This window comes from Anabaena sp. UHCC 0187 (genome assembly GCF_009712035.1).
Lineage (GTDB): Bacteria > Cyanobacteriota > Cyanobacteriia > Cyanobacteriales > Nostocaceae > Dolichospermum.
The window spans coordinates 29,563-55,929 of sequence record NZ_VILB01000013.1 but is presented as its reverse complement, the minus strand read 5'-3'; the positions used below and the strand labels follow the sequence as shown (position 1 = coordinate 55,929).

Annotated in this window: 28 protein-coding genes; 11 read left to right on the top strand and 17 right to left on the bottom strand. The window is 38.1% G+C overall.

The annotated features are described in order from the left end of the window. Nucleotides 1–129 precede the first annotated feature (129 nt). The 3 genes from FJR11_RS13220 to FJR11_RS13210 form a co-directional block, all read right to left on the bottom strand. Nucleotides 130–372: a DUF4327 family protein gene (locus FJR11_RS13220; protein WP_168504396.1), complete on the bottom strand. Its 243-nt coding sequence runs from the start codon at nt 370–372 to the stop codon at nt 130–132. Between the two features lie 497 nt (nt 373–869). Continuing rightward, nucleotides 870–1,268, bottom strand: coding sequence for a 30S ribosome-binding factor RbfA (gene rbfA, locus FJR11_RS13215; protein ID WP_168504394.1), 399 nt, complete (start codon nt 1,266–1,268; stop codon nt 870–872). A gap of 126 nt (nt 1,269–1,394) precedes the next feature. Beyond that, nucleotides 1,395–1,601 carry a DUF751 family protein gene (locus FJR11_RS13210; RefSeq protein WP_168504392.1) on the bottom strand — a complete coding sequence of 69 codons (207 nt, stop codon included), beginning with the start codon at nt 1,599–1,601 and terminating at the stop codon, nt 1,395–1,397. Nucleotides 1,602–1,666: 65 nt separating this feature from the next. Between FJR11_RS13210 and FJR11_RS13205 the strand changes: the two genes are divergently transcribed. After that, on the top strand, nt 1,667–2,494 hold the full coding sequence (locus tag FJR11_RS13205; RefSeq protein ID WP_168504390.1) for a DNA adenine methylase: 828 nt from the start codon (nt 1,667–1,669) through the stop codon (nt 2,492–2,494). 237 nt (nt 2,495–2,731) lie between these two features. On the opposite strand, the gene FJR11_RS13200 is transcribed toward FJR11_RS13205, so the two are convergent. Together FJR11_RS13200 and FJR11_RS13195 are read right to left on the bottom strand one after the other, a co-directional pair. Continuing rightward, nucleotides 2,732–3,952: a HetZ-related protein gene (locus FJR11_RS13200; RefSeq protein ID WP_168504388.1), complete on the bottom strand. Its 1,221-nt coding sequence runs from the start codon at nt 3,950–3,952 to the stop codon at nt 2,732–2,734. A gap of 406 nt (nt 3,953–4,358) precedes the next feature. Continuing rightward, on the bottom strand, nt 4,359–5,018 hold the full coding sequence (locus FJR11_RS13195; RefSeq protein ID WP_168504386.1) for an L-threonylcarbamoyladenylate synthase: 660 nt from the start codon (nt 5,016–5,018) through the stop codon (nt 4,359–4,361). A 110-nt stretch (nt 5,019–5,128) separates the two neighbouring features. On the opposite strand from FJR11_RS13195, the gene larC reads away from it, so the two are divergent. Then, complete coding sequence (larC, locus tag FJR11_RS13190; protein WP_168504384.1) at nt 5,129–6,400, top strand: nickel pincer cofactor biosynthesis protein LarC; 1,272 nt, start codon at nt 5,129–5,131, stop codon at nt 6,398–6,400. Nucleotides 6,401–6,527: 127 nt separating this feature from the next. Next, entirely contained in the window at nt 6,528–7,460 is a 933-nt protein-coding gene (locus tag FJR11_RS13185) for a lysylphosphatidylglycerol synthase domain-containing protein (protein ID WP_168504382.1), read from the top strand. 82 nt (nt 7,461–7,542) lie between these two features. Here FJR11_RS13185 and FJR11_RS13180 read toward each other — a convergent pair whose 3' ends face one another. From FJR11_RS13180 to FJR11_RS13160, 5 genes are all read right to left on the bottom strand, one after another. Next, nucleotides 7,543–8,883, bottom strand: coding sequence for a TldD/PmbA family protein (locus FJR11_RS13180; protein WP_168504380.1), 1,341 nt, complete (start codon nt 8,881–8,883; stop codon nt 7,543–7,545). Between the two features lie 145 nt (nt 8,884–9,028). Further along, a complete protein-coding gene (locus FJR11_RS13175; protein WP_168504378.1) occupies nt 9,029–10,501 on the bottom strand; it encodes a TldD/PmbA family protein in 1,473 nt (490 codons plus the stop codon). Between the two features lie 145 nt (nt 10,502–10,646). Beyond that, complete coding sequence (locus FJR11_RS13170) at nt 10,647–11,171, bottom strand: hypothetical protein (protein ID WP_168504376.1); 525 nt, start codon at nt 11,169–11,171, stop codon at nt 10,647–10,649. Nucleotides 11,172–11,179: 8 nt separating this feature from the next. Then, nucleotides 11,180–12,439, bottom strand: coding sequence for an AAA family ATPase (locus tag FJR11_RS13165; RefSeq protein WP_168504374.1), 1,260 nt, complete (start codon nt 12,437–12,439; stop codon nt 11,180–11,182). A gap of 332 nt (nt 12,440–12,771) precedes the next feature. Next, entirely contained in the window at nt 12,772–12,984 is a 213-nt protein-coding gene (locus tag FJR11_RS13160; protein ID WP_168504372.1) for a hypothetical protein, read from the bottom strand. Nucleotides 12,985–13,203: 219 nt separating this feature from the next. On the opposite strand from FJR11_RS13160, the gene FJR11_RS13155 reads away from it, so the two are divergent. From FJR11_RS13155 to FJR11_RS13145, 3 genes are all read left to right on the top strand, one after another. After that, entirely contained in the window at nt 13,204–15,363 is a 2,160-nt protein-coding gene (locus FJR11_RS13155; RefSeq protein WP_168504370.1) for a Tex family protein, read from the top strand. A gap of 130 nt (nt 15,364–15,493) precedes the next feature. Further along, on the top strand, nt 15,494–15,862 hold the full coding sequence (locus FJR11_RS13150; protein ID WP_168504368.1) for a phage holin family protein: 369 nt from the start codon (nt 15,494–15,496) through the stop codon (nt 15,860–15,862). Nucleotides 15,863–15,893: 31 nt separating this feature from the next. Next, nucleotides 15,894–16,085: a YqaE/Pmp3 family membrane protein gene (locus FJR11_RS13145; protein WP_168504366.1), complete on the top strand. Its 192-nt coding sequence runs from the start codon at nt 15,894–15,896 to the stop codon at nt 16,083–16,085. A gap of 78 nt (nt 16,086–16,163) precedes the next feature. On the opposite strand, the gene FJR11_RS13140 is transcribed toward FJR11_RS13145, so the two are convergent. Continuing rightward, nucleotides 16,164–16,940 carry a histidine kinase gene (locus FJR11_RS13140; RefSeq protein WP_168504364.1) on the bottom strand — a complete coding sequence of 259 codons (777 nt, stop codon included), beginning with the start codon at nt 16,938–16,940 and terminating at the stop codon, nt 16,164–16,166. A gap of 210 nt (nt 16,941–17,150) precedes the next feature. Here FJR11_RS13140 and FJR11_RS13135 point away from each other — a divergent pair, with 210 nt between their 5' ends. Genes FJR11_RS13135 through FJR11_RS13125 form a run of 3 tightly spaced genes read left to right on the top strand, consistent with a single transcriptional unit; the run spans nt 17,151 to nt 18,740 of the window. Further along, nucleotides 17,151–17,375, top strand: a complete 225-nt coding sequence (locus FJR11_RS13135) for a hypothetical protein (RefSeq protein ID WP_168504362.1) — start codon at nt 17,151–17,153, stop codon at nt 17,373–17,375. Next, the gene (petJ, locus tag FJR11_RS13130) at nt 17,372–17,707 is read left to right on the top strand and encodes a cytochrome c6 PetJ (RefSeq protein ID WP_168504360.1); all 336 of its coding nucleotides are present in this window, start codon (nt 17,372–17,374) and stop codon (nt 17,705–17,707) included. The genes FJR11_RS13135 and petJ overlap by 4 nt, the downstream gene beginning before the upstream one ends. Before the next feature lie 13 nt (nt 17,708–17,720). Continuing rightward, a complete protein-coding gene (locus tag FJR11_RS13125) occupies nt 17,721–18,740 on the top strand; it encodes an aldo/keto reductase (RefSeq protein ID WP_168504358.1) in 1,020 nt (339 codons plus the stop codon). 58 nt (nt 18,741–18,798) lie between these two features. Here FJR11_RS13125 and dnaN read toward each other — a convergent pair whose 3' ends face one another. Together dnaN and FJR11_RS13115 are read right to left on the bottom strand one after the other, a co-directional pair. After that, a complete protein-coding gene (gene dnaN, locus FJR11_RS13120) occupies nt 18,799–19,950 on the bottom strand; it encodes a DNA polymerase III subunit beta (protein ID WP_168504356.1) in 1,152 nt (383 codons plus the stop codon). 144 nt (nt 19,951–20,094) lie between these two features. Next, the gene (locus FJR11_RS13115; RefSeq protein ID WP_168504354.1) at nt 20,095–20,829 is read right to left on the bottom strand and encodes a DUF1995 family protein; all 735 of its coding nucleotides are present in this window, start codon (nt 20,827–20,829) and stop codon (nt 20,095–20,097) included. Nucleotides 20,830–20,981: 152 nt separating this feature from the next. On the opposite strand from FJR11_RS13115, the gene FJR11_RS13110 reads away from it, so the two are divergent. Next, nucleotides 20,982–21,884 carry a DUF4351 domain-containing protein gene (locus FJR11_RS13110; RefSeq protein WP_168504352.1) on the top strand — a complete coding sequence of 301 codons (903 nt, stop codon included), beginning with the start codon at nt 20,982–20,984 and terminating at the stop codon, nt 21,882–21,884. A gap of 278 nt (nt 21,885–22,162) precedes the next feature. Next, a complete protein-coding gene (locus tag FJR11_RS13105; protein WP_168504349.1) occupies nt 22,163–23,509 on the top strand; it encodes a DEAD/DEAH box helicase in 1,347 nt (448 codons plus the stop codon). An 89-nt stretch (nt 23,510–23,598) separates the two neighbouring features. Here FJR11_RS13105 and FJR11_RS13100 read toward each other — a convergent pair whose 3' ends face one another. The 4 genes from FJR11_RS13100 to FJR11_RS13085 all read right to left on the bottom strand — a co-directional run. Continuing rightward, nucleotides 23,599–24,054, bottom strand: coding sequence for a PPC domain-containing protein (locus FJR11_RS13100; RefSeq protein ID WP_168504347.1), 456 nt, complete (start codon nt 24,052–24,054; stop codon nt 23,599–23,601). A 50-nt stretch (nt 24,055–24,104) separates the two neighbouring features. Then, complete coding sequence (locus FJR11_RS13095; protein WP_168504346.1) at nt 24,105–24,770, bottom strand: ComF family protein; 666 nt, start codon at nt 24,768–24,770, stop codon at nt 24,105–24,107. Beyond that, nucleotides 24,767–25,243 carry a GNAT family N-acetyltransferase gene (locus FJR11_RS13090; protein WP_168504344.1) on the bottom strand — a complete coding sequence of 159 codons (477 nt, stop codon included), beginning with the start codon at nt 25,241–25,243 and terminating at the stop codon, nt 24,767–24,769. Before FJR11_RS13090 ends, FJR11_RS13095 begins: the two co-directional genes overlap by 4 nt. A 51-nt stretch (nt 25,244–25,294) precedes the next feature. Then, nucleotides 25,295–26,367 (bottom strand): DUF4114 domain-containing protein (locus FJR11_RS13085; protein ID WP_168504342.1); only part of this gene is annotated, 1,073 nt, incomplete at its 5' end.

Genomic DNA, 26,367 nt, shown 5'->3' with positions numbered 1-26,367 from the left:
CCTTTGCTCCTTAGCGCCTCTGCGCGAAATAAAATTCAGTAAACTAGAAAAAAATATACCTGTCTATAGTTAGAAACTACAAACAAGTACAATAAAAAATAACAGTAGTTTATTAAAAAAACAAAATTATTAGTCGTTATCCCATTCTTCCCGACCGATTAAATCACCAATACGGTCACGGAGTAAAAAATCGCATTTTTCTAATTCACATTCCACACAAACCCACTCTCTAGCTGGAATAAACTGGCAAAGAGTATATATTGGTTGCTGACGACCAACCATTCCCTTTTCCACCAGTCGGCGAGCTTCGTCCTGAATAACATTCAGAGAGTAGTAGTTGTAATTGATAGAAGGCACCGTATTCACGCTCATGGTTTTTTTCTCACAAAATTACATTTAGATAGCGTTCCCATTATTGACTAGGAACAAAGATGGCAATAATTAAACCTGTGTCCAGGGTTTTGTAGTTTGCTATACGGAACTATTATCATTTTGACGCTATACACCTCTAAATTATCTAAAGAAATGTTAAGTTTGTCAAGAAAGCATGACATTCATGCTATTTGAAATTCATATCCCTAATATACAGGCAGATAATTTTACTAAGAAACTTAGATATTTCCATTTTCAATATCTTGTAAAGTAATCTGTATAAAAACTATTAAGAACATACTAGATTTGCTGTGACGTTAACTGTATTAGTATATGTGAGTTTATGGGTTTTGACATCTATCCTAGGGTACAGGATTGGCAACACCCATAATTTTCTAAAAATAGGGAATAAAGGCATTGCCCATTATCCCCATCTAGATTGCTTTAACAAGCAGCAAGTTCCAGATTTATTGATATTTTGGGAAAATTTACATCAATCATTCAGCAATTTCTTCTGCTACCTCATCCATACTTGACAATATGCGTTTTTCCTCCAGTTGACTCAACAAACTCAGCACTTTAGTACCTCGTTCTATAGAAGTATCTTCAACAAAGATCACTTCTGGAGTGCGTCGTAATCTGACTCTAGCTCCCAATTCACTGCGGACGTAACCTGTAGCGGACTTTAAACCAGCCATTGTTTCGGTCTTAGCTTCTTGGGTTCCATAAATACTGACAAAGATGGTGGCGTGTTGTAGATCCCCAGAAACATCCACATCGGTAACACTGACCATTCCCGTACCCACACGGTCATCTTTAATACCGTTGAGTAGCATTTGGCTAACTTCCCGTTTAATTAATTCAGCAACGCGGGAAACGCGGCGATTTGTAGCCATATAAATTCCGCCTTCTCACAGAGGTTTAATAACATGATTCTAAATGCAAATGAAAGTGGACAGTGCTTGAGGTGATAAAATCAACAGCAACAGCCCAATAAACTCAACCCTTTCCTGGCTTTTAGTTTACATTGGATTCAATCCCAGCATAGCCCGCACGGTAAGCGTTACGAAAAAAAGACCACCAGTAAACAAGCCTAAAATAGCAATCAGCGTCACAGGACGTTTTAATAGTGGAAACAGCGGCTCAAGGGTGTTTAGAAAAATACCCAAGACGATACTAATCAAGTACCGAGGGTAGCGAAAGACGTTATCCCAAAATCCATCAAACATTTGAATTTAGACTGCCTTATTATAGACTTTATTGATTAGTTCGTTTTTAGTTTAATCGTAAGTAGATGGTAAGTCAAATCCCTAAACAAACTTACCCACGGCCATTTTTAAAGTGGGCTGGGGGTAAAACTAGATTAATTTCGCAATATAAAGACTATTTTCCTCAAGACTATCATACCTACTATGAACCATTTTTAGGTGGTGGGGCAATTTTTTTCTATTTGCAACCATCCAATGCAGTTTTAACTGATATTAATGCAGATTTAATTCTTACTTATCGGTGCGTTAGAGATAATCTTGAAGAATTAATGACTTTGCTGCAAGCACATAAGCAAAGACATAATTTAGAGTATTACTATGATGTGAGAAATTATCATAGTGGCACAAATTTAGAAAAAGCGGCTCGGTTTATTTATCTGAATAAAACTTGTTTTAATGGACTTTATCGGGTTAATTCTCAGGGAAAATTTAATGTCCCTGTGGGCAAATATAAAAATCCTGGTATTTGTCAAGAAGAAGTTTTGAAATTAGCATCTGAATCTCTAAAAAAAGTAGAAATTAAACAGGGCAATTTTGAGGAAGTGCTAAATTATGCAACTGGTAGTCATGACTTTGTTTATTTTGATCCCCCCTATTATCCTCTAAATCAAACTAGCAATTTTACAGCTTATAGTAATTTTTGTTTTGACGAGAATCAACAGATAAAACTCAGGGATATTTTTAGTGAATTAGCTGATAAAGGCGTGAAAGTTATGTTATCTAATTCCGATTGCCCATTTATTCGTGACCTTTATAGTGATTTTAATATTCACACCGTATTGGCAGCAAGGTCAATTAATTCTCATGCTCAAAAGCGAGGGAAGATTACTGAAGTATTAGTAACTTCTTATTAAAAATTGTAGGTTGGGTAGAACGAAGTGAAACCCAACATTGTAAAACCTGTTAAACCCAATATTGTAAAATCCAAGTAGGTCAACACAATAAAACCAACCTGTGTAAAGAAACGTAAAATCACTGAAAACTTCTTGACTCTTGCCTTGCTATAACGACAATTTTTCAGCAAGCCCTACTTAACATTTCCATGAAAATGTTGGGTTTCCTTACGTCAACCCAACAAAGCTGAATTGACCTTAATTGCTCTTAGATTCAGCATGACCGTTACGAATAGACCATGCTAATTCTAACATTTGCGTCCAGCGCTTTTGGAGTTGTTTAGGAGTACATTGAACAGCTTTAGAAATAAGTACATCACTTTGACAAGCAGTTTTCAATTCAAAAATTTGCTGCTGCTGTGGTGTGAGTTGATTCCAAAAAATATCCCATTGCTGGGAAGATAAACCTAACTTATGTTCTAAACCAGCGCCCAACCATTGATGAACTAATTGCCATTGGTGCTGTTTGGCAAACTTCTCAACGTGATATTTAAATCTTTGTTGTAAATAATCGCGTTGACGACTGGTTAAACCGAGGATTTGGTCAATTTCCGGTGCAGAAAGATCCTGGAGTTTGAGAGTCAAGTAATTCATACAATCAGATTGTCCTTGAGACTCCAGATATTTCATCAATTCGGTAATCACCCGATTGCGTTCTGACTCTTCAGAAGGATCAAAACCAGGTTTAGCAATCATTTGTGAGCGAATTTGCTGCACTGCCACATTGCGTTGATAAGACTCTGCTTCTTCCGTTTTCGCAGAATCCACCGCCATTTCAATATCTACAGTAGTTTCTTGGGGTTGACGACGGGCAAAACCTTGAGCGCGTAAAACAATTAATTGCTGATTAGCACCACCAGGTAAATTAATCCGGCGTTTGGCATACTGTTCTGTAAATGCCATATACTCAGCGACTTGTAACTGAGTCCGAGGGGTGTAATCTTCAGGTAATTCGGTTTCCCGACGAAAAGCTTTAATAGCTTCGATATAAAAAGCTTGTAAAAAATCTTCAATGAGATTGTAACGAGCCTCAAATCCTAAATCTGAGCCAGCAACAGTAACGTGGCGATAAACAATTGCGCCCAAACTGCTATGTAATTCCACACGTCCTTGTTTAGAACCAAGTTGATAGTAACGTAGGCACTTTTGTAAACGATGTCTTCCTAAAGTAATTTGCCAGGACTGAATTTCTCCTGAATTTTGGATGCGAGAGCTTTTATCACATATCCGTTCTACTTCTTTGGCTATGCGTCCAACGACATCTTGCACACCTCCAGTAGCAGCTTTGACTTGAGATTGCATCTCGTGGGATAAAAGTTGCACCAATGTATCGCTAGTGGGAACAGACAATTCTTCAAGAGAAATATAGTTATCAAAAGCAGATGTAGAATTAGGCAGATTGGCGATGTTAGCTTTCATGACTTTTCTGTGAAATTGGTATTGCACCTTAACTCAAACGCATATACAGTATTTAAGTCCAGTCACATTAGTGAGATGTCTTTTGGGTATTTAGCCCTCAAGACTCAGCACTTAGACCGCTGATATGTAAATACTGTAGGAAATTTCTAAAGTTAAGGGCTTGTTACTTGTGTCGCTTTTTTTTTAGCAACTAAATCAAAGATGGCATATAGATATTCATTTTGAAGGCAAAATGCCAAAAGCCTAGTCATGTCAAGGTTAGCTCCTAGCCTGCGTGGCGTAGCCATAATTTGATGACTGGGGATGATAGAGCTTTTGAGTATGACAATTTCAAAATTGACGTAAGGTAATCATAATTAGCGCAATCGAGTCCAAAACAAAGGATTGCACTTGTAAAGCTTTATTTTTAAACCCAAGTAGCTACGGCTTCCCAACCTAAACCCCTCCGAATAATAACTGGTTCTTCATCGGTCAAATCTAAAATGGTAGACACTTGATATGTAGGTTCTTCAGCAGTGTCAATAATGATATCTACCAATTTATCCAAATGATCATATAAATCTACCCGTGACAAAGTTGGTTGTTGTCCGTCCTCAACTATTTCTTGGTCTTCGTCATTAGCTCTGACATGAGCCGAAGTAGAAATAATCGGGTTTCCTAACGCTGCCATTAATGCCAAGCAAACGTTATGATTTGGCACTCGAATTCCTGTGGTTTTGCGTTTGGGACTTTGCACCAGTCGCGGTACTAGTTTGGTAGCAGGAAGCAAAAATGTGTAGGGTCCTGGTATTAATCGCTTCATAATCCGGTAGGCTGTATCACTTACGGAGGCATAAGTCGCCACATTGGAAAGTGAGGGACATAAAAATGTCAGAGGTTTATCATTTGCTAACTGCTTAATTTGCCGCACTCTTTCCACCGCCGACTTGGAATTCAAATCACAACCAATTGCGTAAACTGTATCTGTAGGGTAGAGCATGATAGCGCCACCTAATAGCGCTAACTTTATTTCCTCTATTCGGCGGCTTTGAGGATTATCAGGATGAATGGTGAAAATTTTGGCCATAATGATTATTGGGGATTGGGGACTGGGGACTGGGGATTGGGGACTGGGGACTGGGGATTGGGGACTGGGGATTGGTGACAACTGACAACTGACAATTAACAAATAAATTTATGAATAAAATCGCTTATCTTCAATGCCCAACAGGGATTTCTGGTGATATGTGCTTGGGGGCGTTAGTTAGTCTGGGTGTGCCTGTAGAGTATTTGGTGGCAAAACTCAATGGCTTGGGAATTGAGCAGGAATACCGATTGCGGGTGGAATTGGTTCACCGTCAAAGTCAGCAAGGGACTAAAGTTCATGTGGATTTGGTTCATGATCATCATCATGATCATCATCACCACCACACCCGTCATTTGCCAGAAATAGAGGAGATGATTGTCAAGGGGAATTTGCCAAAGCAGGCGGAAGCTTGGAGTTTAGCTGTTTTCCGACGGTTGGCAGTAGCAGAGGGGGCTGTTCATGGCATCGCACCGGAAAAAGTTCATTTTCATGAAGTGGGGGCTGTGGATGCGATTGTGGATATTGTGGGTACTTGTTTAGGGTTGGATTGGTTGGGTATTGACAGCAATCGGGAGGGGTTGCCCTTGCTATACTGTTCTGCTTTCCCCACAGGAGGTGGAACTGTTCATGCTGCCCACGGACGAATGGCAGTACCAGTACCAGCGGTGTTGAAGTTGTGGGAAATGCGGGGTTGTCCAGTTTATAGCAATGGTATTGACAGAGAATTGGTAACACCAACAGGGGCAGCGATCGCTACTACTTTAGTACAAGACTTTGGTTCTCCACCACCAATCACTATCAAACAGGTAGGATTAGGGGCAGGTTCTCTAGATTTACCCATTCCTAATATACTACGGCTCTGGTACGGTGAAAATGAATCTTTACAGACTGATAACTCTGATTTAGGGGAATATTCCCCAAGTTTAGAAACCATTACTGTCCTAGAAACTCAAATAGATGACTTAAATCCCCAAGTATTCGGTTATGTATTTGAGGCTTTATTTGCTGCTGGTGCGGTGGATGTTTTTACCCAACCCATAGGGATGAAAAAGTCACGGACTGGAATTTTATTAACTGTGATTTGTCATCCTGAGAAATTAGCTAGTTGTGAAGCTTTGTTATTTCGAGAAACTAGCACTTTAGGGATTCGTCGTACTACTCAACAACGGGCATTTTTACAAAGGGAAATTCACAAAGTGGAAACTATTTATGGAACAATAGCGGTAAAAGTGGCATGGACAGGAAAAGCTCCAGAAAAGGTAATTACTAATGTGCAGCCAGAATATGAAGATTGTGCAGCATTAGCAAAGCAAAATAATATTCCTTGGCGAGAAATTCACCGTTTGGCTTTAGAAAGTTGGTATTTACAATCTCAAAATTAATCAGGTAGAACAAAATGGGCGGGCTAGAAGCCCACCTCACAATAAATATATTAATTTTGTGGGGTGGGCATCCTGCCCGCCTTTAAAAATAGAGAATTCCGAATATTTTAATGGTTACAAATCAAAAATGAAGAAATTTCTCCGGTGGTTGATTTTAGGTGGAACGCTGTTTTTTTTGTTGAAAGCATTAAAAGATAATTGGTTAGGAGTTAGTGCGATTCGGATTAATGAAAATGGATGGTTAATATTAGCAACTGCTACGACTGTAACCCTATTTGCCCATATTTGGGCGGGTTGGATTTGGACTTGGGTATTAAAGGAATTAAATCAATCTGTATCTTCTATTGAATTTATTCAAGTTTATTTAAAAACGAATATTGCTAAATATTTACCTGGCAATATCTGGCATTATTACGGGCGCATTATGGCAGCTAAAAATGCTAATATTCCTACTGATATTGCTACCTTAAGCGTTTTATTAGAACCATTGTTAATGTTAGCAGCAGCTTTAATTATTATTGTTTTATTTGGTAGTCAACTTGTTGTTAATAATCTGAAATTTAATTTAATTATTCTGCAATGTTTAGCCTTAATAATTGTTTTAGCTATACTTCATCCTCGATTTTTAAACCCAGCTATTCAACTATTAAATAAATGGAAAAATAAAAAATCTGATCAAGAAAACCAATTAATTGATAGTTTTATAATTCAACAATATCCAGTAAAACCCTTATTAGGAGAATTAGTATTTTTAGGGTTGCGGGCTACTGGATTTATCTTAACTATGTTGGCGTTAAATTCTTTAACTTGGGCGCAAATTCCCTTACTAGTAGGGGCTTTTAGTTGTGCGTGGGTATTGGGGTTAATCGTTCCTGGTGCGCCTGGTGGTTTAGGAGTATTTGAAACCACAGCCATATTACTATTACAATATCATTTCCCAGCAGCTTTAGTGATTAGTGCGATCGCTTTTTATCGTCTCATTAGTATCTTAGCAGAAACCGCAGGAGCAGCCCTAGCTTGGTTATTTGAACGTATTCACAGTGAAAAAATTCCTCATTAACCTCATTCCTCTGTGTCCTCTGTGCCTCTGCGGTTCGATAAATTAACCTTAAACCACAAACGCACAGAGTGAAAAAAAGATATTAATCTCCAGTAATCGAAAGTTCGCTTACCCAAACTCTAGGTGCAACTCCCCCTGGTGTTAACTCTACCTCTTTCTCCACAAAAACAATTGATTTCAAAACTTCTAAGAAATCACCAGCTACGGTGGCTGACTCAATACTGGTTTTCTCACCCTTATTAACTAACCAACCATCAAAAGGCAAAGAAAAAGAACCTTGTAAAGCCTTAACACCCGCATGAAGAGCTTGTAAATCATCAATTAAAATCACATTTTCCGCAGTTTCCAAACTCAACTCTTGTTCCGGTGTTCCTGCTGCAAAAACGTGATAAAAATTAGGACTGACGCTTACTTTTGCGCCAATACTAGCATTACCTGTAGGTTGAGCATTTAACCGTTTTGCAGTTCCCGCACTATGCAAAAAGCTAGTTAAAATGCCTTTTTCTATTAACTTAATTTGCCGGGTGGGAGTACCTTCACCATCAAAACTTTCTGCTCCAATATTAGCAGGATGTAAAGCATCATCATAAACTGAAAGTAAAGGTGAAGCCAGTTCTTTACCGATATCATCAGTTTTCGATAAACTTTGATTATCAAGGATACTTTGGGCATTAAATAAATTAGAAAAAGCACCCAATAAACTTAAAAAAGCTTCAGGAGAGAAAACTACTTGATACTTACCAGTTTTGATTTTTTCATAATGCAAATGACTGATAGTTTTATCAGCAGTTTCTTGAATACAACCTGCAATATCTAACTCAGCTACACTTTCCTTAACTCGATAAGCACCAGCACTGCGGGGTTTTTTATTTTCCTCTTCAGTTTTGCTGTACAAATAGATAGAAGCTAAAGAATGAGATTCAGTTCTCACAGCACCATCACTATTGAGATAAAATCTGTCAATATCTCTTTGTGCTAAACCATTATAAGGCACACTTGTAATGGCAGGATGTTTTGCCATTAATTCTTTTTCTGCTACTAATAGCTTTTCTATTAGTTCAGAAACAGGTGCTTGCAGAGCTTTTTTCTGATGTGTATTAGGAATAGGAATAGTTGCTTCTGGACTAAAATCAGGAACATTTTCTTTCACCCCAAAAAAGCTGGCTTCGTAAGCTGTTTTCAGGGCTAATTCTAATCCTTTAGGATCTACATCTGTGGTGCTAGTAACACCCATTGTATTTTCTTCATTCCAAACCCGAACTGTTACCCCAGAACGATTGGAAGCTTTAACTTGTTTGGGTTCACCTTGATCAACTTGAACGCTGGTATCATCTACAGTTGAGCCGTAAATGTCGAATTTTTTAATGCCAAGTTTGGCGGCATTTTCTTGAGCGGAGGTGGCGATTTCTTGAATGTTAGACATGATTGAATTTTAAGATGAAAGTCTCACGCAAAGGCGCAATCACGCTTCGTGATCTCGAAGAGTAGGCGCAAAGGAAGAAAACAGATAGATTTAGATAATATGTATGGTTTATCTGTTTTCGGTTCATGATTTTTATCTGTTGTTTTTATCTTCCGCCAACGGTGATGGAATCAACTTTGATATGTGGTTGTCCAACTGTAGTGTAAATGCTGCCACTAACAGAACCACAAAAGCCGGGAGCTAGTTCTAAATCTTGAGAACATAGGGAAATTTTATTCATGATTTCCTTAGCTTCACCGATGAGGGTAGCACCTTTTAATGGTTTGGTAATTTTGCCATTTTCTATTAAGTAAGCTTCATCAACGCTAAAGTTAAATTGTCCTGTTGCGCCGACACTTCCGCCACCCATTTTCTTACAGTAAATGCCTTTATCAACGGAGGCAAATAGGTCTTCTGTTGTGTGTTCTCCACAATCAATATATGTATTTCGCATCCGACTAGCGGCGGCATAGGTGTAGTTTTGACGGCGGCCACTGCCTGTTCTGGGGTGTCCTGTCCGCACTGAACCGGTTCTATCAGCGAGGAAGTTTTTGAGGATGCCTTTTTCAATTAATAATGTTCTTTGGGCGGGCATTCCTTCATCATCCATATCAATTGTGCCAAAGGCATTGTCAGCCCTTCCTTCGTCCCAAGCTGTTAAACTTTCATGGGCAATTTTTTCACCTTTTTTATCGGCAAATGGTGTGGTTTTGCGTTCAATTTGGGTGGTTTCTAAAAGGTGTCCGCAGGCTTCATGGAAAATTACGCCGCCAAAGTGATTGGCCATGATAATCGGGTAAGTTCCTGATTCTACGTAATCTGCGTAAAGCATTTTACCAGCAGATTCGGCGATGTGTTCAGAGGCTTGTTGATAATCCCAGGTTCTGAGGAAGTTCGCGTCACTGGTGTTACCTGCCCGTTCGCCAATGGAAGAGCGGTTAGCACCGTCAGCACAAAGCAGATTAAAGCCAACGGACTGGGTGAGGCGGATATCACGGGCAAATGTGCCGTCACTACCTGCAACTAAGACTTCTTGCCAATCGCGGAAGTAGGAAGCGCGGCGGGATTGGACGTGGGTAGCTTTTTTGTTGAGTTGGGCTGTACCATCAAGGAGGACTTCTCCCATTTCGCTGATAGAACTACATAGGGGTAGCCAACCGTCTTTACCGCGTTTGCTGGCGTAGTCTCTGAGTAGTTCTAGGTTGATTTCAGGAATGAAGGCACTCGGTCCGGGTAGTTGTAATCCTAAGATGGAAAGTGCTTTTTCTAAGGCGGCTTTTAAACCGGCAAATGTGAGGTTATTGGTGCTAACGTAGCAGTCAGCTTTGCCGCGAAATACTCGCACTCCCGCACCGGTAGCTAAACTGGGGGAAATGCTGGTGATGGTGTCTTCTTCGGCTAAACAACTGATGTAGTTGCGACGTTCTAAGAAGTATTCCACAAAATCAGCACCGGCAGCGCGTCCTAGTCCCAAAAGGGTCGCCAGTGGTGCTTCCCAAGTGTCATCGAAGCGTTCTGTGGTGGATGAATATTGTAAACTGGGAAGTTGATTTGAGAGAATTAGGGTATTTGTAAGCATGAAGTGCCTCGTCTGCTGGCGTTATCTACAGATGTGACTGAAAAAATCCTGGTGTATTCAGTCTAACAAATCTATGAAAGCCGTTGTTGGCAGTTAGGCTGTAGGGTTTTCCGCCATTTGTGGATGAATTTAGTTAATACTCTCATTATTTTCCACGACTACTGCGGCGTGTTGGTGGCTGAGGCTGTGGTGGTTCTTGAGATTTTAAACCATTATCGTCTGTCAGAAATTCTACATGAAACCCTTTTTCATGATAGTAATACCAACCCAGAACTACAATACTCGCATCTCCCATAGAAGTTTTTTCTACAACTTGATTAGGAAATTTTTCGGCTAAATTTTTCAATCCTTCTGCTTCCCATAGTACAATTTGTTCACGAAAAGCAGCCCAAGGACTTGTTTCATCAGCAGCATAAATCATGATTTGGGCAAATTTTTCTGATGTTATTCTTTTACTATCTGAATTTGTAGTTTTAGCTTGGGCAATATGATTTCCTGTTTCTATAACTGTGGCTAATGGAAGTACCAAGGTTGTTCCTTTTTCAATTTCTGTGAGGATTTTCTCGTTAACAAGTTCAAAATCCCATTTATTATTACCAGCAGTTTCTTTACCTGGAACTTTTAACCAAACGCACAATAAAGATGTATCTATTAATAAAACTTTTCTCATATTTTCAATTACTCCCCATGAGAAAGGCTGCGTTCAATTGCGCCTTTTGTTGTCATTTGTCCCAAGGAATAGGATGCAAACAATTTGGGGAAGTTGTCAATATCTTCTAAAAGGGTAAGTTTACTTTCTCCTGTTTCTGAATCTCGATGTGCGACAACTACAAAGGGGACTATTTCCGAACCAAAAGCATCTAGTAAAGCTGGGTTATGGGTAGTAAGTAAAATATCAATATTACGTTTACTGCCAATTTCTTTTAATATTTTCACCAATAATGCTGCACGGGAAGGATGTAAACCATTATCTATTTCTTCTATGACAATTTGACTACCTTCAGGACGGGTTAATAATGCTGTGAGAATAGCTAGAAAGCGTAATGTTCCATCTGACATACTTCTCGCATCAATTTCTATGATTTCTCCTGGTTTCCATTCTTCTTGACAGTAAAGCATTGCATCTGTACCCAATCTTCCTACTTTTTCTGCCCATACTTTTTTAATATCACCTTCTGGTAAATCTTTGATATAGTAAGATAGATTTGATTCAACTTCTATTTTTTGTTCATCTGGTAATGCTGCTAATACACCTCCGATATTTGAACCATCACTTTCTATATCTTCAGAAAGTCGTGAAAAATCGCGCATTTTAGAAGGAATGGGATTGAGTATGAAAAGATTTTCTAAATTAGAAATAATAAATTCTTGCGCTTTCTTTTTTGCAGGTAAGAAGTTATCTTCAAGCTCTTTACCTATAATTAGACCACCGTTTTCACCAATTTCATGATAAATATTATTAATGATAATATCACTATAATTAAAATTATGACCTATTTTTTTTATGCCACTTTTAGCATTAGAGTGTATTTGTTTTACAGTAAATCTTGTTAATTTATTAGAAGTAGTATCTTGGGTATATATATAACTCTCAATATATTCTTTTACGAATTTACACTCAGGTAGTGTTTGTGTTTTTATAACATATAAATAATCTTTGTCATCATCCTCACCTGAAACTAATACCTTTAAACTAAAATCATTTTCACCTTTTCTTGCAGCTAATTCAACACCACCACGAATAGAAGAAAGTGTTTTATCTCCTGCTAAAGCTGCTTCAATATTTTCACCGTTCGCTATTCTTTGCAAAAATTCCAAAGCTTCAACCACATTAGACTTACCACTTGCATTAGTGCCAATAAGCACAGTTAAAGGATCAAGTGGAAGTTCAGCATAACGGAAACTTTTCCAATTTTCGAGAATGAGTTTTTTCAGCATCATCAAAACTACATATATTTTATTTAGTTAATACTTGTAATATAAACCAGATTTTCTTTATTCTGCGTCAGTCTTGCTAGTTGATATAGTTATTTTTGATGTTAGGGTAGTAAAAAGGCGCAATAAGCGGAAGCTTGATAAACCTTAGTTGTACCAAAAAGGTTTAAAATCTGTAAAACATAGTAAGGAGGTGAGATCCTTTTTTATCTTTGAGACTATTCTATATTTTATCCAAGTATCAACACCCTCATTTCCCCTCAATTATTAACTTTGATAGAGGGTGGATAATCGCCGACTTGATTGTATTTCGTTTCTAAATTGCAAAAATTGGCTTAAAACCAATTTTTATTCAGCAGTTTGTTACTGACAATGACCACAAACATCAACATACCAAACTGAATTTGCCAGGGTGCTAATACTAAACTCACAATAAAAATGACGGCGGTTAAAACACCTGCAATATTGGTGATTTCATCATCATTTCTTTTGAAGAGATAGCCAGTGATTACACCTGTAACTAATGTCATCAAGAAAAATAAAGGCATTTTTACTAATCTCTAAATTACGAGCTACTGTTAATACCAGTAGGTTTAAACTATTTTCTGGAACGTTATTGATCATATACTTAAGTAAGGCAAAATGGCAAGAAATTTATTGCAAAGCCATAAAATAGCTATTTTCAAATGATGCCATTATTTGCTAAATTAAGTTAACACTATCTATTCGTGCTGGAATCAATTTAACACTTTCAATTTAAATATCCAATGTTGAACATTTCCCAACTTCTTGCAAGTGAACTACAACTTAAACCCCAGCAGATTCAAAACGCACTGGAACTTTTAGCAGAAGGAGCGACAATTCCCTTTATTGCGCGTTACCGTAAAGAAAGAACAGATGAAATGGATGAAGTGCAACTACGGGATTTACAAGATAGGCATAATTACTTAACGCAGTTAGAAGACAGAAAGAAAGTAATTGTCAATGGGATTTCTGAACAAGGTAAACTCACCCCAGAACTACAAACCAAAATAGCATCCTGTTTACAAAAAACCGAACTTGAGGATTTATATTTACCCTATCGCCCCAAACGCCGCACCCGTGCTACCATTGCCAGAGAAAAAGGGCTAGAAGCACTCGCAACTTTTATTAAATCCCTAAATGTCAAAAATGGTATTTCTGCATCTTTAGAGGCAGAATCAGCAAAGTATATTTCGGAAACCTTGGGAGTAAAAAGCGCAGATGAAGCTTTAAAAGGTGCGTCTGATATTTTAGCTGAAGAAGTAGCAGAAAAAGCAGAATCACGCGCATATATCCGCGAATACCTGTTAGAAAATGGGGTGTTTGTGTCTCGGATTAAAGACGAACATCCTGAAGGAACAACCAAATTTGAAATGTACCGAAATTATCAGATTAAAGTCAAAAATATCGCCCCTCATAATCTGTTGGCTTTATGTCGAGGAGAAGATGAAAAAATCCTCAGTTTTGAAGTTGCTTTTGACGAAGATTTTGTTCTGGGTTATTTAGAATCTCAAGAAATAAAAACTAAAGTTCGCAATATTCGAGATTTTTATCAAGGAATGTTAAAAGATAGTTTTAACCGCTTGATGAAAACCTCATTACTTAGCGAAGTAACAAACGAGAAAAAAACCTTTGCTGACATAGAATCAATCAAAACCTTTGAAACCAATTTGCGAGAATTGCTGTTATCCGCACCCGCAGGAATGAAACCGACAATGGCTATAGATCCAGGTTTTAGAACCGGGTGTAAAGTGGCTATTTTAGATGAAACTGGGCAATTTTTAGAATATCAAGCTGTCTTTCCCCACCAAGCAGCAGAACAACGCCAAAAAGCCGCCCAAACTATTAAAAAACTCCTTGAAAAATACCAAATCCAATTAATCGCTATTGGTAATGGCACAGCTTCACGGGAAACAGAAGAATTTGTCGCGGAAGTATTACCAAATATAGCCCATAAACCAGTTAAAGTTATGGTAAATGAATCTGGTGCATCTATATATTCTGCCAGCGACGTAGCTAGAGAAGAATTTCCTGATTTAGATATTACCGTGCGGGGTGCAATTAGTATTGGGAGAAGATTACAAGATCCTTTAGCCGAATTAGTGAAAATAGATCCTAAATCAATTGGTGTGGGACAATATCAACATGATGTTGATCAAAAATTACTGAAAAAGAAATTAGATGAAACCGTCGAAAGTTGCGTTAACTATGTGGGTGTGGATTTAAATACTGCTTCTAAAGAACTGCTGACATTTGTTTCGGGAATTACCCCAACCATAGCCAATAATATTATTGCCTATCGTAACCAAAATGGAGCCTTTAAAAATCGTCGTCAACTTTTGAAAGTAGCGAAATTAGGACCAAAAGCCTTTGAACAAGCCGCCGGGTTTTTAAGAATTCGTGGTGGTGAAAATCCCTTAGATAATACCGCAGTTCATCCAGAAAGTTACTCTCTGGTAAAATCTATCGCGGCTGATTTAGGAGTATCCTTAAATCAAGTTACACAAGTTGCAGAAAACCTCAAAAAAGCCAACATCAAAAAATACGTTACTGATACGATTGGAGAACCAACTCTGCGCGATATTCTCAGCGAATTAGAAAAACCGGGAAGAGATCCTCGTGCGGAATTTAAATATGCTACCTTTAAAGAAGGAATCAAAGAAATTAGGGATTTAACCGTAGGAATGCAATTAGAAGGAATCATTAGCAATGTTGCTAACTTCGGTGCTTTCGTTGATATTGGAGTCCATCAAGATGGTTTAGTGCATATTTCCCAACTTGCTGATAAATTTGTAGATGATCCCAAAAAAATCGTCAAAGTTGGACAAGTTGTCAAAGTACAAGTTTTAGAAATCAACGAAAAACTCAAACGCATAAGTTTATCCATGAAAGGAATTAAACAATAATCCTCTCTGCGTGAGAAAAATTAACTCTAACCTCAGATAGATAAGAATTCTACCCAAGAAAAGATGTGAAAAATTAATCCCTGGTGAAAAATAGTAGTTAGCACTGGTATTGCTGCTACTGAGGTAAAAAATGTTGTCATACTTTTTCATCGCACTCGCTACAGCTTTAAGTTTGCTGATTGTTGATTTAGTTGTTCCTGGTGTAAATATTGCTAATTTTCCCGCAGCGTTAATTGCTGCTGTTGTGATTGGTTTAATTAATAGTGGAATTAAACCAACTATCAATATCTTATCTTTACCTTTGACATATCTCTCCTTGGGGGGATTTTCCCTAATTGTCAACGGAATTTGCTTTTGGTTAGCATCAGTTTTAGTTCCAGGGTTTCAAGTTCAAGGATTTATCGCTTTTATTATCGGTCCTGTAGTTCTGTCTTTAGCTAATACCTTTCTTAGTAAATACTTCGCAGAAAAAGGATTTGAATTACAAGATAGTCAATAGGTAAACCCAATTTAAAAACTAGGAAATATCCATGAACTTATTACGGATACTGCTCGGTGTATTTTTACCCCCTTTAGGGGTTTTTCTCACAGTTGGATTTGGGCCAACTTTGTTAATTAATATTTTGCTGACTCTGCTTGGTTGGCTTCCTGGTAGCATTCATGCAGTTTGGGTAATTGTCAAGCATGAAGAAAATATTAATAGAGAGGAAGGTACTTATTAAGCATAGCCATTAACAAGCTCCCCGACTGCTTAGAGAAGTCGAGGAGCTAACTTTCAAATCAAATAGGATAGTTAGTCTTTAAGCCCGAATATCTTTATCTTTGAATAAATCAGCGGTTGCTAAAAGTAACTCGCGTAAAGTTTGTTTTAATTGACGTTCTTTTTTAGCTATAACTGCACCTGCATCTGACATTTTTTGTTCTAGAAGTGAGTAACTTTCTTTTACCTGTACAGTGATAGATTCAGCTTTCGGATGGGATTTATCACACCATTGTTTTGCTTCATTTAAATAATCCTGTACCTCTTGATCACTTCCACTATAACGTGCAGATAAATTTGCTTTGACAATTGCTGATTGTGCTTGTAATTGTGCATAGCGTTTCTTTAATAATCCGATTTCTTCACTATCTTTGATAGAATCAATTGCTGAATCAATAGCAATTTTTGTATCTGCTGATTTATCTTGACTGGTTTCTACTATCTTGGTTAACATTCCTTCAATTTCTGCTTGTAGTTCTTCTTCCTCCCGATCTAATTGAGCTTGTAATTGCTTTATTTCTCCTTGGGTTTTAACAATAGCTGAGTGTTTTTTCAGATTTATAGCTTCCATAGCTCCTTCGATTGAAGCTACCACTCCTTCTTTGAACTCACTACCTTTTTCTTGTAAATTATCAACAACAGTAGAAACAGCATCATTAACTAAATTACGCAGTTCATGAGAACCTTCTTGAAACTCAGAACCTACTTGAGAAACAGCAGATTTGACAATTTCCCGAATCCGTTCAGATTTTAATTGTCCTGTTTCTTGAGCTTGGCGTAAATCTAATTGAATTTGTTCTTTAACGTTTTTATTCATGGTCATATTGAATACAAATCTCGATACAACACTTACATTCAGTATGGCGAAATATTTTTGCTATTAACACCCTCTAAAGATATAAAATCATATCTATCTCCAGGTAGTTTAAAGTACATTAATCACAATATCCCTGAATCTTTGATTTTTTTAGTTAAATGTTGCCAATTTATGAAATAATCAATATTGGTCAATAACTAGATTTTAATTATGTGGCAGGTAAATATCACTTGTGATGGTGAAGCTTGGAAAGTATATGCTGTTGAATTTAAGAAAATGGCAGAAAATTACCAAGCTGAATTGATTGGTTCTAAAAAAATGCCAGATGGAAAACGCATTATGTCCTATAAAATTGAAGATGTCAGCGAAGCAGAAGCTTTTCAAGAAGAATGTACAAAATTTGTCGGCTTCATCTCTGATTTTGAAGCTTTATGAAAAAAGTAATAATATTGATATTATGCACATTTTGCTTGTGGACTATCAATTTTACCTTACCTGCTAATGCTTTAGATACAGCAAATGGTACAGAAATTTTTAGTTTCCATTGTGCTGGTTGTCATATTAATGGAGGAAACATTATTAGACGTGGTAAAAACCTCAAAAAGAATGCCCTCAAAAAATATGGAATGGATTCTTTAGAAGCGATTACAGCCATTGTTACTAATGGTAAAAATAATATGTCAGCCTATAAAGAAAGATTGACAACAGAGGAAATTCAAAAAGTTGCGGCTTATGTTTTGGAACAAGCAGAAAAAGACTGGAAATAACAAGATAAAAAATATGATGTTACCTCAATCAAGCTATTTACAATTTACCCCAGATTTGAAAATTTGCCGAATTTTAAATGGAATGTGGCAAGTTTCGGGAGGACATGGACGCATTAACCCCACAACTGCTATTGAGTCCATGTTTCAATATGTAGATGCAGGTTTTACAACATGGGATTTAGCAGATCATTATGGACCCGCAGAAGATTTTATTGGTGAATTTCGTCGTCAATTAATTGCAACTCGTGGAGAAGAAGCTGCAAATAATATTCAAGCTTTTACAAAATGGGTTCCGCGTGCGGGGAAGATGACAAAAAAACTTGTCGAGGACAATATTGATATTTCTTTGAGAAGAATGGATGTTAAATCATTGGATTTAATGCAGTTCCATTGGTGGGATTATCGAGATTCTAATTATTTAGATGCTCTCAAATATATGGCAGAATTGCAAACTGAAGGGAAAATCAAACATTTAGCTTTAACTAATTTTGATACGGAACATTTGCAAATTATTACAGAAGCAGGAATCAAGATTGTTTCTAATCAAGTCCAGTTTTCCCTGGTTGACAGAAGACCACAAGTAAATATGGTTAAATTCTGTCAAGACAATGACATCAAACTATTTACCTATGGTAGTGTTTGCGGTGGTTTGTTGTCAGAAAAATATTTAGGTAAACCAGAACCAAAAAGCTCAGAAATCAACACCACTAGCTTGAGAAAATACAAACAAATGATTGCTAACTGGGGTAATTGGCAATTATTTCAAGAGTTACTAGATACTCTAAAACAAATTGCTGATAAACATCAAGTTAGTATTGCTAATGTGGCTGTAAATTACATTTTAAATCAGCCAGCAGTAGGAGGGGTAATTGTGGGAGCAAGATTAGGAATTGCTGAACATTTAGAAGATAATGCTAGGGTGTTTGGTTTCAATTTAGATGCTGAGGATATAGGGAAAATAGATGCAGTTTCTCAACAGTCAAGAGATTTATATCAGTTAATTGGTGATTGTGGAGATGAATATAGACGCTAATTGAACAATAAGATATAAAAAAGTGCGTTAAGGAACGCACAATATAACAAATCAAAAACTAATTTCTAAGCTGTACAGGCATAGCCAAATAGGTCATTTTCAAACCACCCAAAGGAGTAAAAATTACTGGAGTTAAACTTTGATTTAAGTGCATTTGAATTTCGGAAGATGGTAATTCTTTTAAACCTTCCATGAGATATTTGACATTAAAAGCGATGTCTATATCTTCCCCAGATATTTGCGCTGGCATTGATTCTGTCCCACTACCGACATCTTGCGCTTCACAAGATAAAGTAATTTCTTGATTGGCATTATCAATGCTAACTTTGACAATATTATTTTTCTGATCTGCTAACACAGCAATTCGTTCTAAAGTGCTGATAAATTGCTTTCTTTCTAATGTAACTTGGCGTTCAAATTGCCGAGGAATTAATTGCCGATAAGCGGGATATTGTCCTTCTAAAGTGCGGCTTGTCAACCGTTGATTTTGCCAAGCAAATACTACTTGCCCTTGATCAAGATATACTGCTACAGTTTCTTCTGATGTAGAATTATGTCCTAACATCCGTTGTAGTTCTCGTAATGCTCTTGCCGGTACTGTCACCTCTACCTGTTCGCTCCCCTCCACAGGACGCTCATTAGTGGTTTCCAGCACTGCTAAACGGTGTCCGTCCGTGGCTGCAAATTCTAAAGTGTCTTGTTTTAGAGTTAAATGTACACCTGTGAGAACTTGCTTGGTTTCATCGGAACTTGTAGCAAACAAAGAACCTTTCAACCCTTCAATTAGTGCCGCAGTGGTGAGGGTAATTGCTTCGGCGTTTTCAATTACTGGTAATTCGGGAAATTCTTCTGCACCCATGGCTCGTACTTGATAACGTCCGCTTTTGGGTTTGAGGGTAACAAGTATACCTTCTCCACTGGGATCTCCTGATTGGTCATCAAGGGTGATTTCCCCTTCTGGTAAGCGAGAAGTGATATCTACAAGCAGTTTGGCAGGGAGAGCGATCACGCCACTTTCTAATACCTCGGCACTAAAACTGGTACGGATACCTAAACTCAGATCAAAAGCTGTTAAACTCACTTGATTAGTTTCGGCATCTGCTTGTAATAAGATGTTAGCAAGGACAGGGTGAGTCGGTCTGGACGGGACTGCACGACTAACGAGGGAAAGATTGCTACTAAGATCACTTTGAGAACAGATTAATTTCATCTTTAAAATCAATAATGGGGGAATTGGTAATTGGTAATTGTAATTGGTAAATAGGCAAGCAAAATAAATTATATAAAAGTAGCGCCCCCATGCCTACCCCCATATTTGGGGCAACCACAGGGGGTTTGCCCCTACTTTGTGATCCTAACTGCTCAAAGCCTTGATAAATCGTTGCAAACTCTTAAACACACTGGGTTTTCTCGCAGGTGTAGCGTCCGTAGTATTTTCCCTTTGTCCCCCCATCAGAATCGCGTCTAATTCATCACCAGAGGGTTTTTTAGGGAGTTCGGCAACTTTTTGATATTCATCCTCTGTTTCTAGCCATACTTCCCAAACTCCAGGGTAGCAGCGGAAAAGGGCAGATTCATCATCTACGGGACGGATATAGTAACAAGATTCGATGGTACTAATGAAGCGACGACGGGTTTCTCTGGCTGTGTAACCAATACCAACGACACTAGAATCTTCTAGCCGGGGTGTTAACATGATTACGGGGCGTTCCCCGATCAGTTCACACAGTTTTTCTAATTGTGGAACTTCTACGGATGTGGGAGCAATAAATAGGAAAATTTCATCTTCTGGCTGAATTTTCGCTTCTAAAGATGCAGCCCTACCTGTACCAATATCGGAAATTTTGAATTGTGCGTCTGTCCAATCACGACGGGCTAAAGCAGCCGCACCAGCATCAGCAAAGAAGACTTTGAGACGGGATTCATATTCAGTGAACAGGGGAAGAAACTGTTCCGCAACTGTCATGAATTTGAGTTCTGGAAATAATAACTCAACTTGAATACGAGTCATACCATCAGCTAAAGCTGATTTTACCGCTTCAGTTGATTGAGCGATCGCATCTTCTAGGGTTTTAGGTAGTTCAGCCATAGTTTACAAAGTCGCTGGATTAATCTTTAATTCTCTCACTATATTTATTATTAAGACTTGTTTCTAAAGTTATTTTCTGCAAACATTTTTCTAAAGATACTAAAAAACAGATAAAATCCGAGTAATTAGCACATTGTCTTACATGATTTTCAATGACGCGATTTATTCATGACCAATTTTCCAAAGACTATTTAGAAGAGTTACTCAAACCCTATGGAGAAATTCAAGCACCTAGTCGCGTTGCAGCAGAAGTTCGAGAAATAGATGTATTATTTTCGCCTTTTTCTCCACAAAATGCTAGTTTAGAAATATTAGGGTTATTGGGGAAGATGGCAACTAAACCTGCAATCTTTGAACCTTTTCGCAATCCAGCAGCTAAAGAAGAAATCTGTGATTGTCTGTTAAAATTACTGGAAGTGCGGAGTGCATTACAACGAGAAGCAAACCGCAATAAAACTTCTATTCAAAATATAGAAGTCCCGCAATTATGGATTCTCACTCCTACTGCATCGTCCACTATCCTCTCAGGATTTGGTGCAACTCAAAAACCAGACTGGGTTGCAGGAGTACATTTTTTACCTGAGTATTTACGGACAGTCATCGTGGCCTTGCATCAGTTACCATGTACTCAAGAAACATTGTGGTTGAGAGTATTGGGACGTGGCACAGTTCAAAAACAGGCAATTGATGAATTAGCAGCACTACCGGCAAATCATCCATTTCGGAAAGTAACGCTAGAATTGCTGTACAACCTCCAGAAAAACTTGAACATTAATCAACAAATAGAAACAGATGATAGGGAGTTAGTGATGAGATTAGCACCGCTTTATCAAGAAGACAGAGAAAAAGCTAGACAAGAGGGAGAACAACTAGGAGAAAAACAGATAATTCTCCGGTTATTAAAGCGCCGATTTGGGGAACTTGAATTATCTTTAATAGAGCAAATTCAAGAATTATCTACTGATGAATTGGAGTCATTAGGAGATGTGTTATTAGACTTTTCAGAAGTTGGTGATTTAGAAGTTTGGTTAAGGGAAAAAGCCAGCCAACAATAGTGATTCTCTAATTATTGGGAATGACACATCTGGTAAAAAAGTAGAGACGTTCCATGGAACGTCTCTACAAAGGTTTTAGAAAGAGTATATTTAATTCCTTCTGTAAATTAATTTCAGATGCACATAGTTTCCGATTTAACGATAACTCTGCTATGATGGGGAACTGTGGGATTTGCTCCTAGTCTTGGTGCTTACTGCCCATTTAAGATTTTAAACCATTCGTCCGCCTAAGACTGAAGCCGTGATTGGCGACAGGCCGATGTTATTTTTGGAGTTCTATGTCTTTTTCTAATCTCGGCTTGTCCCCTGAAATTGTCCGTGCTGTCACTGAGCGAGGATATGATAAACCCACACCAATCCAGAAACAGGCTATTCCTGTGGTATTGGCTGGAGGTGATATTATAGCTGGAGCGCAAACTGGTACTGGTAAAACCGCCAGCTTCACTTTGCCACTTTTACATCGGTTATCTGCTAATAAGAACGTTCCCAGTCATACTACTGGATTTCCCCCAATTCGGGCGTTAATTCTGACACCTACCCGTGAACTCGCTGCACAGGTGCAAGAAAGTGTCCGTGATTACGGTAAATACTTAAATCTGAATTCGATGGTGATGTTTGGGGGAGTTAGTATTGGTCCCCAAAAACAAAAATTGAGAACCCGTGTAGATATTTTGGTGGCTACCCCCGGACGACTGCTAGATCATGTCCAACAGGGGACTGTTAACCTGTCCCGTGTGGAAGTGTTGGTACTGGATGAAGCAGATCGAATGCTAGACATGGGTTTTATTAATGATATTCGCCGTGTCCTCTCGCTTTTGCCCAAACAGCGGCAGAATTTACTATTTTTTGCCACGTTCTCAGATAAAGTCAAAACCCTCGCGGCTGGGTTACTACATAACCCAACAATGATTGAAGTCGCCCGCCGAAACGTAACTGCGGCCACGATATCACAAAAAGTTTATCATGTAGACCGGGAACGGAAACGCCAATTACTTTCTCATCTGATTCAGGAAAATAAATGGTATCAAGTATTAGTGTTTAGCCGCACCAAGCATGGGGCTGACAGATTGGTGAAGCAATTGGGTGAAGACCGCATTCAAGCCCTAGCTATTCACGGTAATAAGAGTCAGGGAGCGCGAACTCACGCTTTGGCTAAGTTCAAAGATGGGACTTTACAGGTATTGGTAGCAACTGACATTGCCGCGCGGGGTCTTGATATCAGCGAACTACCCCACGTTATTAACTACGATTTACCCAATGTCCCAGAGGATTATGTGCATCGCATTGGTCGGACTGGACGCGCTGGTGCGGAAGGTCAAGCCATATCCCTTGTGTGTGTTGATGAACACCATTTGTTAGCGGATATTGAGAAACTAATTGAGCAGCGTTTACCTAAAGAAGTGGTGGCTGGTTTTGGAGTCAACCCAGAAATTAAGGCTGAACCAATCCCCAATGGGCGCAAAGCTCCTTCTGGTGGTGGTGGTGGGAATCAACGGACTCGTCGTTCTGCTCCTAAATCTGCTTCCCAAAAGTCGCCTAGACAGCCCTCGTCACGCACAGCAGCAGGTGAGAAAAAGCCTGGTTCTAGTTCTCCTACTCCACGTCGTACTGGTAAACGTAGGTAATCTGTTAGTTAAGGGTGTAGGGGTGTAGGGGTGTAAGAAAAGTGCTAGTTGGGGTTTGATATCCTGACTCCTGACTCCCCCTTATTTAACTATTTAACTGGTTGCAGCTTTGTCACTTTGAGTTTAAAATTACCTACCCCAGTTTCTCCAAAAGAGCGAACGCGGACAATGTAAGTTCCTGCTTCTGTGATGCGGGTAAATAACAGAGAATTACTTGTACCATCAGGAGCATCATCATTTTCTAGGACTGTTGAGCCATTAGGGGCTAATAGCGTAATAATGCTATCAAAGTTTTCTGATGACAACTCAACGGCTAAATTATCACCCTTATTTAACTTAACTGCATAATCACGAGCAAATCCTCCCTGTCCTGTGGGAATATCTTTGTTTGATAAAGTATCAGAAATTTCTGTAAAATTAGTTAAAGGAATGGGGCTATATAACTTATTTTGTGCTAGGGCTGTTTTTATCCCAATTCCTATGGTTAGCAATGTGATAGGAATAATTAAAATTTGTCTGAAACCCGCTGTAAAAATCTTTTTCATAAATTTAAATAGTGTTCCCACAAGTACAGGGTAACTAATTTAATATAGCTTTATTTTTGTTTATTTGTCGTGGCAACAGCAGCTACACCCAAGACTTTAATTTGATGTTGTTCAAAGGTCTTGACAGCAGCTTTGACAGTAGCACCAGTAGTATAAATATCATCCACTAATAATATTGGTATGTTGGGAAGACGACGCAAATCTTTACCAAGGATAAAAGCATCTGCGAGGGTTTCTCGTCTTTCGGCTGGGGATAAATTAAATAGGGCTTCAGTTTCCTTAATGCGTTCTAAACCATTGACTTTTAATTTATATCCTGTAACATTACAAAAACCCTCCGCTATTAATGCGGCTTGATTAAAACCCCGTTGTTTTTGTTTTTTCGGGTGCATAGGGATAGGAACAACTAAAACCTGTTGCTGTGGTTGAGGTGAATGTAATAACCATGATTCCCCTAACCATTGTCCGAAAACATAACCAATTTGTGGCTGATTTTCATATTTTAATGCAGCGATCGCTCTTTTGACTGCACCACCATAACTTCCCCACACAAATATTGGTAATGGTTGTTTCCATAAATAAGCGGGATTTTGTTTGTGACAACTTTGAATTTGCCTAATGCAATATGGACAAAGTTCCTTATCTGTAGGACGTTGACACAGGGGACAAGAGGATTTAAGAAAAAGACTAAGAAAGTTTTGGAATATCTTCATCATAGATATTTTACATAAACGCGATCGCATCTGGTAGTTTCTACACCTGTGGTTGGTAGATAACCATTACTTTCATAAAGTTTAACAGCTTCAACCAAAATACTCGCAGTTTCAATCCAAATTTTCTCAAATCCCCGCAAAGCAATTGCTATTTCTAGTTGTTGTAATAAATATTTTCCTAATCCTAAACCCCGCACTTTTGGTAAAAGATACATTTTTCTAATTTCTACAGCTTTTTCGCCACGATTTATGGGGTAATATGCCGCAGTCCCGACAATCTGATTTTGGTATTCAATTACCCAAAATTCTCCACCAGTTGCTAAATAATATTCTTCAATATTTAATACATCTTTATCAGCTTCTTCTGGTTGCCAAGGTAAACCGTATTCTGATAATACAGAACTAATGACTCTAGCTGCTAAAGTGCGATCTTTTTCTTGCCAATTGCGAATTACAAAATGTTGGTAAAAATACATTTCTCTCTTCCCTATTTCTCCATTGAGATAGCAATTTTGTGGTTAGTTTCATCAAACTTCCTTTAATTTAACTTGTACAGTTATATCGTTAAAATCTTGATCACCACCATTTGGTAAATCCTCAAAGCCAAAAACATTATTTCCTAACAACCTAATATGATCAACTTTATCGGCATTAGCTGCTAAATATGGAAAATAAACTGCCGGATCATTATTTGGATTACTATCAAGAATGGCTTCTGGTCTACTATTAATAATAATAAATGGTGTAAAAATAGCACCAGGTTGAAAAGTTCCTGTGTAACTTGCAGTACCTTGGTTATTAACTGTTAAGTCAATACCAGCAATACGTCCACGAACTGCGGCTTGAATATAACCAGCCTGTCCAGGCAGAATATCTGCATTACCATCACCATTCGTATCAATCCCACCATTTTCATCAATTACTTGATAGAATCCTACAAAATTGTTGTAACCAGCTTCTCTGTTAATCACAAAATCAGCTTTTACCTGACTTGTAATTCCTCGTAAATCAATAACTTCGCCTTGTGGCTTTCCTTGTAAATTTGTCCCCAAAGGCAATGGTTGATTTGTGGACTGAATCTGTACCACTAAATCTCTGAAATCATTGACACTTTTACCAGATCCATCTTTCCAAGCTAGGGAAAAACCATCAGTACCTAAATCCGTAATTTTTTGGTTTGATGATTCAGAAAATAGTACATTTGTAGTTGAAGTAGTTCTATTTTTTACGGCATCAAGGGTACTATTTTTCACTAAATAAAATCTTAAATTATCACCAGCACTAAATTCCAATATTCGTGCTAAATTATTTGCATTAAATCCATTCGGATTATTAACAATAGTAGAAAAAATTACCCTAGCTCTATCAAGAGCAGCTTGAGCATAACCTGCTGCACCAGGAGCTATTCCATCAATTCTACCTTCAGTATCATCAACGATAAAAACTCCGAGTTCATTTACCAGATTAGAACTACTTCCTGTAAGATTAATTTGCAGTTTTGCTTTTTTACTATTACTGTGAATAGTAAAAATATCATTGTTAGAATTTTTGACTAGAGGAATATTATTATAGTTATCGGTAATACCTACAGTTACAGAAC